Annotated in this window: 12 protein-coding genes and 1 pseudogene; 3 read left to right on the top strand and 10 right to left on the bottom strand. The window is 68.8% G+C overall.

The window, feature by feature from the left end; all coding sequences use genetic code 11:
* Positions 1-1,156, bottom strand: a pseudogene (locus PK606_RS09080) (heavy metal translocating P-type ATPase); the annotation flags it as partial.
* A 148-nt stretch (positions 1,157-1,304) separates the two neighbouring features.
* Between PK606_RS09080 and PK606_RS09075 the strand changes: the two are divergent.
* The gene (locus PK606_RS09075) at positions 1,305-1,748 is read left to right on the top strand and encodes a universal stress protein (RefSeq protein ID WP_324563015.1); all 444 of its coding nucleotides are present in this window, start codon (positions 1,305-1,307) and stop codon (positions 1,746-1,748) included.
* 120 nt (positions 1,749-1,868) lie between these two features.
* Here PK606_RS09075 and PK606_RS09070 read toward each other — a convergent pair whose 3' ends face one another.
* The 7 genes from PK606_RS09070 to ilvD (PK606_RS09040) form a co-directional block, all read right to left on the bottom strand.
* Positions 1,869-2,504 carry a LapA family protein gene (locus tag PK606_RS09070; RefSeq protein ID WP_324563014.1) on the bottom strand — a complete coding sequence of 212 codons (636 nt, stop codon included), beginning with the start codon at positions 2,502-2,504 and terminating at the stop codon, positions 1,869-1,871.
* A gap of 113 nt (positions 2,505-2,617) precedes the next feature.
* Positions 2,618-4,177 carry a malonate--CoA ligase gene (locus tag PK606_RS09065; protein WP_324563011.1) on the bottom strand — a complete coding sequence of 520 codons (1,560 nt, stop codon included), beginning with the start codon at positions 4,175-4,177 and terminating at the stop codon, positions 2,618-2,620.
* Positions 4,178-4,204: 27 nt separating this feature from the next.
* Entirely contained in the window at positions 4,205-4,993 is a 789-nt protein-coding gene (locus tag PK606_RS09060; RefSeq protein WP_324563009.1) for an enoyl-CoA hydratase/isomerase family protein, read from the bottom strand.
* A gap of 10 nt (positions 4,994-5,003) precedes the next feature.
* Positions 5,004-5,981, bottom strand: a complete 978-nt coding sequence (locus tag PK606_RS09055) for a Bug family tripartite tricarboxylate transporter substrate binding protein (protein WP_324563005.1) — start codon at positions 5,979-5,981, stop codon at positions 5,004-5,006.
* A gap of 39 nt (positions 5,982-6,020) precedes the next feature.
* Positions 6,021-7,442 (bottom strand): malonyl-CoA decarboxylase, encoded by a 1,422-nt coding sequence (locus PK606_RS09050; protein ID WP_502920810.1) that lies wholly within the window; start codon positions 7,440-7,442, stop codon positions 6,021-6,023.
* Entirely contained in the window at positions 7,397-8,218 is an 822-nt protein-coding gene (gene lgt, locus PK606_RS09045) for a prolipoprotein diacylglyceryl transferase (RefSeq protein WP_324563001.1), read from the bottom strand. The genes PK606_RS09050 and lgt overlap by 46 nt, the downstream gene beginning before the upstream one ends.
* A gap of 53 nt (positions 8,219-8,271) precedes the next feature.
* On the bottom strand, positions 8,272-10,128 hold the full coding sequence (ilvD, locus tag PK606_RS09040; RefSeq protein ID WP_324562999.1) for a dihydroxy-acid dehydratase: 1,857 nt from the start codon (positions 10,126-10,128) through the stop codon (positions 8,272-8,274).
* A gap of 226 nt (positions 10,129-10,354) precedes the next feature.
* Between ilvD (PK606_RS09040) and ilvD (PK606_RS09035) the strand changes: the two genes are divergently transcribed.
* Positions 10,355-12,070 carry a dihydroxy-acid dehydratase gene (gene ilvD, locus PK606_RS09035; RefSeq protein ID WP_324562997.1) on the top strand — a complete coding sequence of 572 codons (1,716 nt, stop codon included), beginning with the start codon at positions 10,355-10,357 and terminating at the stop codon, positions 12,068-12,070.
* 42 nt (positions 12,071-12,112) lie between these two features.
* Here the strand turns inward: ilvD (PK606_RS09035) and PK606_RS09030 are convergent, their stop codons facing one another.
* Positions 12,113-12,367 (bottom strand): TIGR04438 family Trp-rich protein, encoded by a 255-nt coding sequence (locus tag PK606_RS09030; RefSeq protein WP_324562994.1) that lies wholly within the window; start codon positions 12,365-12,367, stop codon positions 12,113-12,115.
* 109 nt (positions 12,368-12,476) lie between these two features.
* On the opposite strand from PK606_RS09030, the gene PK606_RS09025 reads away from it, so the two are divergent.
* Positions 12,477-12,794 (top strand): c-type cytochrome, encoded by a 318-nt coding sequence (locus PK606_RS09025; RefSeq protein ID WP_324562992.1) that lies wholly within the window; start codon positions 12,477-12,479, stop codon positions 12,792-12,794.
* A gap of 116 nt (positions 12,795-12,910) precedes the next feature.
* Here PK606_RS09025 and acs read toward each other — a convergent pair.
* Positions 12,911-14,665: acetate--CoA ligase (gene acs / locus PK606_RS09020; RefSeq protein ID WP_324562990.1), on the bottom strand; the 1,755-nt coding region annotated here is incomplete at its 5' end.

The raw sequence follows: 14,665 nt of genomic DNA, 5'->3' as shown, positions 1-14,665 counted from the left end.
GCGGCTTGCCGGTCGAGGCCTGCTCCATCAGCGCCACGATCTGCGCGTAGCGCGTATCGGCGCCGACCTGCTCAACGCGCAGTTCGACCGGCGCCGTCAGGTTGTGGCTGCCGGCGATCACCTGCTCGCCGGCGCCGCGCGCCAGCGGCGTCGATTCGCCGGTCAGCAACGCCTCGTCGACCGAGGTGCTGCCGCGCAGCAGCACGCCATCGGCCGGGAACGCCTCACCCGGCAGCACGCGCAGCACGTCGCCGACCCGCACGCGGCGCACCGACACGCGCTCCCAGCCGCCATCGGCGCGCTGGCGCTGCACGCTCTCGGGCAGGCGGTGCATCAGCGCCTCGAGCGCGCCGGCGGTGCGGTCGCGCAGGCGCAACTCGAGCCAGCGGCCGGTGAGCAGGAAGAACACGAACATGGTCAGCGAGTCGAAATAGACCTGGTGCCCGAACACGCCCTCGGGCTCGAAGGTGCCGAGCGTGCTGACGACGAAGGTGATCAGCATGCCGAGTGCCACCGGCAGGTCCATGCTGACGCGGCGCAGCTTCAGGTCGAGCAGCGCGTTGGCGAAGAAAGGCTGGCAGGAGAACAGCAGCACCGGAATCGACAGCACCCACTGCGCCCAGCGCAGCAGCCGCATCAGGTCCGGCGCCATCTCGCCGGGCGCGGTGAAGTACTCCGGCGTGGCGTACATCATCACCTGCATCATGCAGACGCCAGCCACGCCGAGGCGCCACATCATCTTGCGCGTCTCGGCCTGGCGGCGCGCGCTGCCGAAGGCATCGTGCGCCGGCAGCGGCCGATAGCCGGTGCGCTGCACCGCCTGCATCCAGCGCGAAGGCAGGGTCGCGCCCTCCTCCCACACCACGCGGCCGCGGTGGCTGGCGGCGCTGACCTCGGCTTCGCGCACGCCGGGGCTGGCGCGCAGCGCCTGCTCGATCGTCACCGCGCAGGCGGCGCAGTGCATGCCCTCGAACACGATGGTCGATTCCCAGCAGGTGCCGGCAGCATGGCTGCCGGCGCCGTCGAGCGGGCGGCTGAACTCCAGCCACTCGTCACGCTCGTCGAGCAAGCTGAAGCCGACAAGCGGCTCGGCGTTCGTCGGTCCGAACGCCGGCACCGCCTGCGCTGCCGATGGGATCGCTGCTTCACCTTTCATAAGCGCGCGCTAATATACATGCAACACCTGTCGCTGGCTTGACAGCGGCCAAGTGTCCCACCAAGGTGCTGGATTACGCTATCGTTGCGTCTGATCCGCACGCGGGCGCGGGCGGTCGCCATCGAATCAACCCTGAGGAGAGCCTTTCATGTATCAACGCATTCTCGTCGCCACCGACGGTTCCAAGCTGTCCAAGAAAGCCGTCGACAGCGCCATCCAGCTGGCCGCCACCTGTGGCGCCGAGCTGGTTGCCCTGAAGGTGATCCCGCGCTATCCGCAAAGCTATTTCGAAGGCGCCGTGCCGCTGTCGTCCGAGGACGTCAAGCGGGTCGAGGAGCAATGGGCCACCGACGCGCAGGAAACCGTCGACGCGGTCAAGGCCAGCGGCACGGCCCAGGGGGTCAAGGTCAAGGCGGTGCTGGCCAAGTCGGACGTGGTGTCGGACGCAGTGATCGCCGCCGCCAAGAAGCACAAGGCCGACCTGATCGTGATGGCCTCGCATGGCCGCAAGGGCGTCAAGCGCCTGCTGCTGGGCAGCGAGACCCAGCAGGTGCTGACACATTCCGAGATTCCGGTGCTGGTGCTGCGCTGATCCGGGCACCGGAGCAGCAACGCGCCGGCCGGCTGCCGCCCGGAATCAACAACGCCTTCAGGCTGGTTCAGCCTGAAGGCGTTGTTTGTTGGGGACGCTACGAACGGCTGACGCGCACACTCAGCCCGGCACTGCCTGGCCGACCGGGTCGCCACCGTTGTCGGCGCGCGATTCGGCGGCCGACGCACTGCTGGCGGCCGCCGGCAACACCGCCGGCTGCATGCTCGGCAATGCCGGCTTGTAGCTCGACAGGCCTTCGCGCAAGCCCATTTCCAGCCGGTCCACGCGCGCGTGCAGGTCGCGGTTGTGGGTTTCTACCGCCTGCACCAGGCGCCCGATCTCCAGGTCCACCGGGCGGTCGCGCAACCCCATCTCGGCCCGGTCGACACGCGCCAGCGTCTCGCGCGTGTGGTTGTCGATCACGCCCGACAGGCGTGCGACCTCCTTGTCCAGGTGCGCCCGCAGATCGGTGAAGCGCGAGGCCTCGGCCTTGTCGGCCAGCTCGCGCTGCGCCGACAGCTCCTTGGCGTGGCGGCGGGTCTCGATCAGCACGGTGCCCTGGGTGTAGGCGATCAGGCCGACGAACAGCACCGACAGCAGCACCATCAGGCCGAGCAGCACCAGCCCCAGCGGCGCGTGCACCTCGGTGAAGATCAGCGACAGGTTGGTCGGGCGCGTCATCTCGGCCCAGTTGACGCCGACGAACACCACGATCGCCGCGCCCACCAGCAGCAGCAGCAAGGATTTCAAGGACATGGAAGCCTCCTTCGCTTTCCGTTCTCGTCCCGGCCCATGCACCGACAGGCCAGCTCACCCCGGAGTTTAGCCGCCGGCTCGCAGCGCCGGCTGTCAGCCAATGCCGCCAGTGCTCAGGCCGTGAACAGGTCCTGGTACTGATCGCGCAGCAGGTTCTTCTGCACCTTGCCCATGGTGTTGCGCGGCAGCTCGGCAGCGATGAAACAGCGCTTCGGAATCTTGAAGTTGGCCAGCCGGGCTTTCAGTTCGTCGATCAGTCGCTCTGGCTCCAGCGTGGCGCCCGGTCTGGGGATCACCACCGCCACGCCGACCTCGCCGAAATCCGGGTGCGGCACGCCGACGATGGCGCTCTCGGCCACGCCCGGCATGTCGTTCAGCACGCCCTCGATCTCGGCCGGGTAGACGTTGTAGCCGCCGCTGATGATCAGGTCCTTGCTGCGCCCGACGATGGTGACGTAGCCGCGCGCGTCCTGCTGGCCGACGTCGCCGGTCTTGAACCAGCCGTCGGCGGTGAACTCCTCCTTCGTCTTCTCGGGCATCTGCCAGTAACCGCTGAACACGTTCGGCCCGCTGACCTGGATGCCGCCGATCTCGCCCGCCGGCACGGCCGCGCCGTCGTCGCCGCGCACCCGCACGCCGACGCCCGGCAGCGGAAAGCCTACCGTGCCGCCACGTCGCTCGCTCTGGTTTTCGTAGCGCACGTCGGCACGGTAGGGGTTGCTGGTCAGCATGATGGTCTCGCTCATGCCGTAGCGCTCGAGGATGGTGTGGCCGGTGCGCTCACGCCAGTCGTTGAAGGTCTCGATCAGCAGCGGCGCCGAGCCGCTGATGAACAGGCGCATGTGCGCCGCCTGCTGCCTGGTCAGCGCGGGTTCGGCCAGCATGCGCACGTACAGCGTCGGCACGCCCATGAACACGGTGGCGCGCGGCAGGTCGGCGATCACTTTCTTCGGGTCGAACCTGGCGTGCCACAGCATCTTCGAGCCATTCAGCAGCGCGCCGTGGATGGCGACGAACAGGCCGTGCACGTGGAAGATCGGCAGCGCGTGGATCAGCACGTCGCCTGGCTGCCAGCCCCAGTAGTCCTTCAGCATCACCGCGTTCGACAGCAGGTTGCCGTGCGACAGCATGGCGCCCTTGCTGCGGCCGGTGGTGCCGCTGGTGTAGAGGATCGCCGCCAGCTCGCCGGCCTTGCGCTCGGCCGGTTGCTGCCGGTCGCTGTGGTGCGCCGCGCGCTCGAGCAGGCTGCCCGTGCGATCCTCGTTCAGGGTGAACACGTGGCGCGTGCCGGCCTTGAAGGCGATCTGGCTGACCCAGGGGAAATTCCGGCCGCTGCACACCACCACGGCCGGACTGGCGTTGCCGATGAAGTACTCGATCTCGCCGCTCTGGTAGGCGGTGTTGAGCGGCAGGAAGGCGAAGCCGGCGCGCAGCGCCGCCAGGTACAGGATCATGGCCTCGACCGACTTCTCGACCTGTACCGCGATGCGCGGCGGCACGCCGTCGCGGGCCTTGGGAACGTCGAGCGACTGGAGCAGATTGGCCACCATGGCAGTGGCGCGGTCGAGATCGTGCCAGGAGTAGTGCAACCCGCTGTCGGTCTCGATGGCGGTGCCGTCGAGGTCGGCGGGAAAGGCCGCGCGCAGGGCGGCAAAGAGGTTCTGGTTGGCCATGGGACGAACGATGGTGAAACGGGGAGTCTAGAAATTCGGCGCGCGCTTGGCCAGGAAAGCCGTGATGCCCTCGCGGTGCTCGGCGCTGTCGGCGTAATCGTAGGCGCCGGCGACGATGCGGTCGATCGCGGGGCCCGCCGCATCGCCCGGACCTGCCTGGCCCAATGCGCGCAAGGTCTGCTTGTTCAGGCGCGCCGCCTGCGGTGCCAGGCGGGCGATGCGCGCGGCGCGCTGACGCGCGTGCACCATCAGCTCGAACGGCGGCAGCACCTGGTGCAGAAAGCCGCGCGCCTTCAGTTCCGGCGCATCCAGCACGGCGGCTTCCAGCAGCAGCTCGCGCGCGGTCGCTTCGCCGGCCACGCGCGCCACCAGCCGCGCCTCGCGCGGCGCCATCGGAAAGCCCAGGCGCGCGATCGGCGCGCCGAACCGGGCGTCCTCGGCCGCCACGCGGATGTCGCAGCAGCTGGCGATCTCGACGCCGGCGCCCATGCAGTTGCCGCCGATGGCGGCGACGATCGGAACGTCGCAGGCCAGCATCGCCGCCAGGCCGCCCCACACCTCGTCCTCGTGGAAGGTGCGCAGCCTGTCGCGGTCGAAGCGGAAGTCCGGGTATTCGGCGATGTCGCCGCCGGCGCAGAAATGCCCGCCGTCGCCGTGCAGCAGCACGCACCGCCATTGCGCGTCGAGCTGGATGCGGCTGAACACATCCTTCAGCTCGCGCCACATCGCGCGCGACATGGCGTTGAACCTGGCGCGGTGCGACAGCGTGACGACGGCGACGCCCTGATCGCCCGCGAACAAGACCCGGCCCGACAAGCCGCCGCTCCTATTCCAGCTTGGCGCCAGACGCCTTGACCACCTCGGCCCACTTGCGGATCTCCTCGTGGATCAGCTGGGCGAACTGCGGCCCGGCCACGTTCGGGAAGGTGGCGCCCTGCTTGGCCCACACCGCCTTGGCGTCGTCGGCCAGCGCGCACTTGCGGATCGCGTCGATGGCGGCGGTCTGCGCTTCGGCCGGCGTGCCCTTGGGCGCCCAGATGCCATACCAGGTGCTGACCTTGTAGTCCGGCAGGCCGACCTCGGCCGCGCTCGGCACGTCGGGGATGGCCGGGTTGCGCTTGTCGCCGGCCACCATCAGCGCCTTGATGCGGCCGCCGGCGATGTGACCGGCGGATGAACCGAGGCCATCGAAGGCCATGTCCACCGTGCCGGCGATCAGGTCCTGCAGCGCCGGGCCGGCGCCGCGGTAGGGTATGTGGGTGATGGAGGTCCTGGTCTGGATCTTGAACAGCTCGCCCGCCAGGTGGTGCACCGAGCCGGCACCGGCCGAGGCGTAATCCATCTTGCCCGGGTTCTTGCGCAGATGCTCGATCAGCTCCTTGGCGGTGGCCTGGGGCACGCGCTTGGGGTTCACCACCAGCACCTGCGGCACGCTGGCGACCTGGATCAGCGGAATGAAGTCCTTCTCGATGTCGTAGTCGAGCTTGGGGTACATGCTGGGCGCCACCATGTGGTGCGCGCCGCCCATGAACAGGTTGTAGCCGTCGCCCGGCAGCTTGGCCGCCACCGAGGCACCCAGCGTGCCGCCGGCGCCGCCGCGGTTGTCGATCACCAGGGTCGAGCCGGTGAGCTTGGAGAACTGTGCCGCCAGCGGGCGGGCGAAGGCGTCGGTACCGCCGCCGGCCGGGAACGGCACCACCATGTTGACCGGCTTGGCCGGCCAGGCCTGGGCGAGCGCCAGCCCGGGAAGTACCACTGCGGTGCTGGCCAGCAGCGCCTGACGGCGGGTGAGCAGGTGATTCATGAGCGCTTTGTCTCCTATTTTCGGGATTGTCGGGGGCGCTCAATCTAGCAGGCTTTGGATGGCGCTGGCCATCGGGACTTTTCCTTGGGCGAACTGCGCCCGGTGCTTGTCCAGGCGCTTGAGGTCGTACAGGTAGTTCACCATCACGCCGTGCGACTGCCGCAAGCCCTTGGGCGAGGGATCGGCCAGCCAGTTCAGGCGCTCGACGCGCGCGCCGTTGCCGAGATGAAAGCGCGCCACCGCATCCAGCGGCCGCCCGCCCTCGTCCTGCTCCAGCGCCAGGTAGCGCGCCGCGGCGCCGAGCAGCCAGCGCGCCAGCAGCGACTTCTCGTTCACGCCAGCCACGCCGTCGAGCGCCGCCAGCAGCGCCGGCGCGCTCAGCTCGGCCGGCGCCAGTTCGCGCGCCAGCGCCGTGCGCGTGCGCGCCGGCAGCGCCGCCAGCAGGGCCTCGGCGTGCTTGCCGAGCCAGGCCCGAAAGCCCGGAATCGGCGACAGCGTGGCGAAGGTCTTGAGTTGCGGAAACTCGGCGTGCAGGGTCTCGACCACGCGCTTGATCAGCGAATCGCCGAAGCTCACGCCGCGCAGCCCGCGCTGCGTGTTGCTGATCGAATAGAAGATCGCCGTCGTCGCCTTGCGCAGATCGGCCGCCTCGGCCTCCTCGTCGAGCAGCGGCGGGATGCTGCCCGCCAGCTCCTGCAGCAGCGCCACCTCGACGAAGATCAGCGGCTCGCCGGGCAGGCGTGGATGAAAGAAGCCGTAGCAGCGCCGGTCCTCATCGAGCCGGTTCTTGGCATCGGCCCAGCCGCGGATGTCGTGCACCGCCTCGTACTTGATCAGTTTCTCGACCAGCGAGGCCGGCGAATCCCAGCTGATGCGCTGCAGCTCCAGAAAGCCGACATCGAACCAGGTCGAGAACAGCTCCTGCAGCTCGGCGTCCAGCGCCGCCAGGCGCTTGTTGCTGCGCAGCTGCGGCAGCAACTCGGCGCGCATGTCGACCAGGAAGCGCACGCCCTCGGGAAAGGCCGCGAAGCGCTGCAGCAGACGCGTGCGCGGCGCCATGATGGCGCGGCGCAGATGCACCTCGGCCTGCGCCTCGTCGTCGGTGCCGAGCGCGCTTTCGTACGCTTCGCGCGCGGCGTGGATGGCGGCCGGGTCGGGCGCGAACTGCTCGCTCATCAGCAGCCAGCAGTCGCGCCGTTGCTCCGGCGTGGCACGCGCATACCAGCCGGCCACGCCGGCGGCGCGGCGGCCGCCCTCGACCTCGCTCACCGTCGGGTCGATGATGTGCTGCAGCTCGCGCAGCGTGCGCCGCAGCACCCAGGGCGACAGCGCCTCGGCCTTGCGGCCCAGTACGGCGCCGAGGCGCTCGCGCGTGCTGCGCGGGCCGGCTTCGGCAGGTGGCTTGGCGCCGTCGTTCATGGCTTGACCAGCGGATCGGGCCGGCGGCTGGCCCAGGCCCACATGGCGACGCCGGCCAGCACCATCGGTACGCACAGCCACTGTCCCATGCTCATGCCCAGCGCCAGCAGGCCCAGGTGCGCGTCGGGCTCGCGGAAGTATTCGGCGATGAAGCGCAGCACGCCGTAGCCGATCAGGAACATGCCGCTGACCTGCCCCATCCTGCGCGGCTGGCGCGCGTACAGCCACAGCAGCACGAACAGCAGCACGCCCTCAAGCAGGAACTGGTAGATCTGCGACGGATGGCGCGGCGCCTCGCCGGCGCCGCGGAACACCATCGCCCAGGGCAGCGAGGGATCGGCCACGCGGCCCCACAGCTCGCCGTTGATGAAGTTGCCGATGCGCCCCGAGGCCAGGCCGAGCGGCACGCAGGGCGCGATCAGGTCGGTCACCTGCAGCCAGGGCCGACCACGCAGGCGCGCCCACAGCATCATGGCGACGATCACGCCCAGCATGCCGCCGTGAAAGCTCATGCCGCCCTGCCAGATGGCCAGGATCTCCAGCGGGTGCGCGGCGTAGTAGGCCGGCTTGTAGAACAGGCTGTAGCCCAGGCGCCCGCCCAGGATCACGCCGAGCACGCCCCAGGACAGCATGTCCTCGAGGTCGCGCCGCGTCCACGGCGCCGGCTGCGTGATGGAGGCGAACGGCTGGTGCCGCAGGCGCCGCGTGGCGAGGAAATAGAACAGCGCGAACGCGACCAGGTAAGTCAGGCCGTACCAGTGGATCGCCAGCGGGCCGATCTGGATCGCGACCGGGTCGATGTTCGGGTGGATCAGCATGGCGGCGATTGTGCCTGCGCGCCGCCTGGCTCAGCCCGGTCTTGCGATCGGATTCAATCGAGCAGGGACAGATCGCGCACCGCGCCCTTGTCGGCCGAGGTGGCCAGCAGGGCGTAGGCCTTCAGCGCCGCCGACACCTGGCGCGGGCGCGGCTTGGCCGGCTTCCAGCCCAGTTCGTCCTGCACGGCGCGGCGGCGCGCCAGTTCCTCGTCGGACACCAGCACGTCGATGCTGCGATTCGGGATGTCGATGCGGATGCGGTCGCCGTTCCTCACCAGGCCGATGGCGCCGCCGGCCGCCGCCTCGGGCGAGCAGTGACCGATCGACAGGCCCGAGGTGCCGCCCGAGAAGCGCCCGTCGGTCAGCAGCGCGCAGGCCTTGCCCAGGCCCTTGCTCTTGATGTAGCTGGTCGGGTAGAGCATCTCCTGCATGCCGGGGCCGCCCTTGGGGCCTTCATAGCGCACCACCACCACGTCGCCGGCCTTGACCTGGTCGGTCAGGATGTGCTGCACCGCCTCGTCCTGCGACTCGACCACGTGCGCCGGCCCCTCGAACGCCAGCAGCTCGTCGTCGACGCCGGCGGTCTTGACCACGCAGCCGTCCAGCGCGATGTTGCCGCGCAGCACGGCCAGCCCGCCCTCCTGCGAGAAGGCGTGCTCCACCGAGCGGATGCAGCCACCGGCGCGGTCGGTGTCCAGGCTGGGCCAGCGGCTGGCCTGGCTGAAGGCCACCTGGGTCGGCACGCCGCCCGGCCCGGCCTGGTAGAAGGTCTGCACCGCCTGGCTCGGCTGGCCCATCACGTCCCACTCGGCCAGCGCCTCGCCCAGGGTGGCGGCGTGCACCGTGGGCGTGTCGGTGTGCAGCCGGCCGGCGCGCGCCAGCTCGCCCAGGATGGCCATGATGCCGCCGGCGCGGTGCACATCCTCGACGTGGTACTGATCGGTGTTGGGCGCCACCTTGCACAGCTGCGGCACCACGCGCGAGAGGCGGTCGATGTCCTGCATCGTGAAGTCGATGCGGGCTTCCTGCGCGATCGCCAGCAGGTGCAGGATGGTGTTGGTCGAGCCGCCCATGGCGATGTCCAGCGTCATGGCGTTCTCGAACGCCTTGAAACCGACGCTGCGCGGCAGCACGCGCGCGTCGTCCTGATCGTAGTAGCGCCTGGCGAGCTCGACGATCAGGTGGCCGGCGCGCTTGAACAGCTGCTCGCGGTCGGCGTGCGTGGCGACCACGGTGCCGTTGCCGGGCAGCGACAGGCCCAGCGCCTCGGTCAGGCAGTTCATCGAGTTGGCGGTGAACATGCCCGAGCAGGAGCCGCAGGTGGGGCAGGCGGAGCGCTCCACCGCGTCCACCTCGGCGTCGCTCACGGCGCTGTCGGCGGCCATCACCATGGCGTCGATCAGATCGACCTTCCGGACCTGGGCCGGCGCCGTCGCCGGCACGGCCAGCCGGGTCTTGCCGGCCTCCATCGGCCCGCCGGAAACGAAGATGACCGGGATGTTCAGCCGCATCGCCGCCATCAGCATGCCGGGGGTGATCTTGTCACAGTTGCTGATGCAGACCATGGCGTCGGCGCAGTGGCCGTTGACCATGTACTCGACCGAATCGGCGATCAGGTCGCGGCTGGGCAGGCTGTACAGCATGCCGTCGTGGCCCATGGCAATGCCGTCGTCGATGGCGATGGTGTTGAATTCCTTGGCCACGCCGCCGGCGGCCTCGATTTCGCGCGCCACCAGCTGGCCCATGTCCTTCAGGTGCACGTGGCCGGGCACGAACTGGGTGAAGCTGTTGACGACGGCAATGATGGGCTTCTTGAAATCGGCATCCTTCATGCCGGTGGCGCGCCAGAGCGCGCGGGCGCCGGCCATGTTGCGGCCGGAAGTGGAGGTCCTGGAACGGTAAGCGGGCATGGCTGGGAGATCCGTGGCTGGAATGGAAACGACGAAGGCGGTGCGCGGCGGCGACGCCAGGCGCCGCCACCGACCAAGGCAGGATTATGGCGAGCCGCAGGAAAGCCCTCGACGCGAGACGTGCGATCGGCCCCAACCACCGCCTTCCGCCGTCCGCTGACGCATACTTTCCGTTCGGGCGCCGGCCGCGCGGCGCTTACTTGTTCCCTTCTTCCGAGAGCACGCCATGGCCGACAGCAAAGTCTCCCCGAACCAGCCGATCAACCACCGCAGCGCCCACATCACCCAGGGCAAGGCGCGCGCCGCCAACCGCTCCATGTACTACGGCATGGGCTACACCGAGGCCGACTTCGACAAGCCCATGATCGGTGTCGCCAACGGCCACAGCACCATCACGCCCTGCAACTCCGGCCTGCAGAAACTGGCCGACGCCGCCATCGAAGGCATCCACGAAGCCGGCGGCAACGCGCAGATGTTCGGCACGCCGACCATCTCGGACGGCATGGCCATGGGCACCGAGGGCATGAAGTACTCGCTGGTCAGCCGCGAGGTCATCAGCGATTGCGTCGAGACCTGCGTGCAGGGCCAGTGGATGGACGGCGTGGTCGTCATCGGCGGCTGCGACAAGAACATGCCCGGCGGCATGATGGGCATGCTGCGCGCCAACGTGCCCAGCATCTACGTCTACGGCGGCACCATCGAGCCGGGCTGCCTGCACGGCTGCGACCTCAACATCGTCAGCGTGTTCGAGGCGGTGGGCGAGAACGCCGCCGGCAAGATCAGCGACCGGGAACTGAAGGACATCGAGCAGCACGCCATCCCCGGCACCGGCTCCTGCGGCGGCATGTACACCGCCAACACCATGAGCAGCGCCTTCGAGGCGCTGGGCATGAGCCTGCCCTACTCGTCCACCATGGCCAACCCGCACCGGGAAAAGGTCGATTCGGCCCGCGAGTCGGCCAAGGTGCTGATCGAGGCCGTGCGGCGCGACCTCAAGCCGCGCGACATCGTCACGCGCCAATCGATCGAGAACGCGGTGGCGGTGATCATGGCGGTCGGCGGATCGACCAACGCCGTGCTGCATTTCCTGGCGATCGCGCACGCGGCCGGCGTCGAGTGGACCATCGACGACTTCGAGCGCATGCGCCAGAAGGTGCCGGTGTTCTGCGACATGAAGCCGAGCGGCAAGTATCTGGCGGTCGACCTGCACCAGGCCGGCGGCATCCCGCAGGTGATGAAGATGCTGCTGAATGCCGGCCTGCTGCACGGCGACTGCATGACCATCACCGGCAAGACCATCGCCGAAACGCTGGCCGACGTTCCCGACCAGCCGCGCCAAGACCAGGACGTGATCCGGCCGATCACGCAGCCGCTGTACCAGCAGGGCCACCTGGCGATCCTCAAGGGCAACCTCAGCCCCGAGGGCTGCGTGGCCAAGATCACCGGCCTGAAGAACCCGGTCATCACCGGCCCGGCGCGCGTGTTCGACGACGAGCAGTCGGCGCTGGCCGCCATCCTGGCCGGCCAGATCAAGGCCGGCGACGTGGTGGTGCTGCGCTACCTGGGCCCCAAGGGTGGCCCCGGCATGCCCGAGATGCTGGCGCCGACCAGCGCCCTGGTCGGCGAGGGCCTGGGCGAGAGCGTCGGCCTGATCACCGACGGACGCTTCTCGGGCGGCACCTGGGGCATGGTGGTCGGCCACGTGGCGCCCGAAGCGGCCGCCGGCGGCCACATCGCGCTGATCGAGGAAGGCGACTCGGTCACCATCGACGCCACGCAGCTGCTGCTGCAGCTCAACGTCGACGACGCCACCCTGGCCACGCGCCGCCAGGCCTGGAAGAAGCCGGCGCCGCGCTACACCCGCGGCGTGCTGGCCAAGTTCGCCCACAGCGCGTCGAGCGCCAGCAAGGGCGCGGTGCTGGACGATTTTTCCGAAGTCTGACAGGCGACCGTTGCCGGTGCACGCTGCGGCGCGCCGGATGCTTCAGCGGTCAGGCGGTCGCGCCCGTCCGGACGAGGCCCCAAGCGCCTCACGCTGACGCTCGAGCCGCTTGCGCTGGCGCCGCTGTTCGCGCGCCGCCGCCTGGCGCTGCGTGTAGCCGCTCAGGTCGGCGATGGTCCACCACAGCGCGGCGGCGCCGAACGGCGCCAGCACCAGCCACCAGGGCCAGGCGGCGACGATGCTGAGGCCCTGCCATTTCATCAGCAGCAGGATCAGCCCCAAGCCGAGCAGATACATGGTTTTCCTTGATCTGTTTCAAGTAGGGTTTTGGGGGGTGATGTCAACCGGCGCGCATACAATGGCGTTGAGCGAATGTAGCTTAACCACGCACTAACGAGGAACCAAGATGAAGCGAGTTTTCCTGACTTTTGCCGCCGTGGCGGCCGTAATGACCGTCGCAGCGCCTGCGGCCATGGCGGACGAAGCCCTCGCCAAGTCCAAGAACTGCATGGCGTGCCATGCCGTCGACAAGAAGCTGGTTGGCCCCTCCTACAAGGATGTGGCGAAGAAGAACGCCGGCAACGCAGCCGCCGCCGACCTTCTGGCCCAGCACATCATGAAAGGCAGCAGCGGTGTCTGGGGCGCGGTCCCGATGCCCGCCAACGCCAACGTGAACGCCGAAGAGGCCAAGAAGCTGGTCGCCTGGATTCTGTCGCTCAAGTAAGCACGCGAATCCGTCGAGCTACTTCGCACGACCGAGAAAAAGCCCGCTGCAAGCGGGCTTTTTCGTGTCTGCCGAGTCGCTGGCCAGGCAGCGACCCGGCCGTGCCGGGCTGGCGATCAGTAGGTCTGATCCAGCTGGGTCAGGATCGCCGGGTTCTCCAGCGTGGTGGTGTCCTGCGTGATCTTCTCGCCCTTGGCCAGGGTGCGCAGCAGGCGGCGCATGATCTTGCCGGAGCGGGTCTTGGGCAGGTTCTCGCCGAAGCGGATGTCCTTGGGCTTGGCGATCGGGCCGATCTCGTGCGCCACCCAGTCCCGCAGTTCCTTGGCGATCGCCTTGGCCTCGTCGCCGTGCGGCAGCGGGCGCTTGAGCACCACGAAGGCGCAGATCGCCTCGCCGGTCAGGTCGTCCGGACGGCCCACCACGGCGGCTTCTGCCACCAGGTCGGTCTTGGCCACCAGCGCCGACTCGATCTCCATCGTGCCCATGCGGTGGCCCGACACGTTCAGCACGTCGTCGATGCGGCCAGTGACGCGGAAGAAACCGGTGTCGGCATCGCGCACGGCGCCGTCGCCGGCCAGGTAGTAGCCCTTCATCTCCTCAGGGAAGTAGGTCGCCTTGAAGCGCTCCTCGTCGTTCCAGATGGTGCGGATCATGCTGGGCCAGGGCTTCTTGTAGACCAGCAGGCCGCCGGTGCCGTTGGGCATCTCGTTGCCGGCCTCGTCGACGATCGCCGCGAAGATGCCGGGAATCGGCAGCGTGCACGAGCCCGGCACCAGCGGCGTCGCGCCCGGCAGCGGGTTGATCATGTGGGCGCCGGTCTCGGTCTGCCAGTAGGTGTCGATCACCGGGCAGCGCTCGCCGCCGACGTGGGTGTGATACCACATCCAGGCTTCCGGGTTGATCGGCTCGCCGACGCTGCCGATGATGCGCAGGCTGGACAGGTCCCAGTTCTTCGGATGCACCTTCTCGTTGGTCTCGGCGGCCTTGATGAGCGAGCGGATCGCCGTCGGCGCGGTGTAGAACACGGTGCACTTGTGGCGCTCGATCATCTGCCAGAAGCGGCCGGCGTCGGGGTAGGTCGGCACGCCCTCGAACACGATCTCGGTCGCCCCCGCGGCCAGCGGGCCGTAGGCGACATAGGTGTGGCCGGTGACCCAGCCGATGTCGGCGGTGCACCAGAACACGTCCTCGGGCTTGATGTCGAAGCTCCACTCCATGCTCAGCTTGGCCTGCAGCAGGTAGCCGCCGGTGGCGTGCTGCACGCCCTTGGGCTTGCCGGTGGAACCGGAGGTGTAGAGGATGTAGAGCGGGTGCTCGGCGTTGACCATCACCGGCGCGCAGTCGGTGCTCTGGCCGGCGATCAGCTCGTCGAAGGTCTTGTCGCGACCTTCCTTCATGTTGCAGGGCGTCTTGGTGCGCTGGTACACGAAGACGTTCTTGATGCCCTCGCAGCCGCCCATGCCGAGCGCCTCGTCGACGATCGCCTTCAGCGGCAGTTCCTTGCCGCCGCGCATCTGCGCGTTGGAAGTGATCACGGCCACGGCGCCGCCGTCGATGATGCGCTCCTGCACCGACTTGGCCGAGAAGCCGCCGAACACCACGCTGTGGATGGCACCCAGGCGTGCGCAGGCCAGCATCGAGATCACGCCCTCGATGGTCATCGGCATGTAGATCAGCACCCGGTCGCCCTGCTTGATGCCGTGCGCCTTGAGGCCGTTGGCGAATTGGCTCACGCGATCGAGCAACTGCCGGTAGGTGATCTTGGTGACGGAGCCGTCATCGGCTTCGAAGATGATCGCGGTCTTGTGCTCGACCGGCGTGCCCATGTGCTTGTCGAGGCAGTTCACGGTGGCGTTCAGCTCGCCATCGGG

The sequence above is a fragment of the Ottowia sp. genome, from assembly GCF_035444425.1.
Classification (GTDB): Bacteria; Pseudomonadota; Gammaproteobacteria; order Burkholderiales; family Burkholderiaceae_C; genus Ottowia.
The sequence above is the reverse complement of the archived record's forward strand: the minus strand, read 5'-3'. Positions and strand labels throughout refer to the sequence as shown.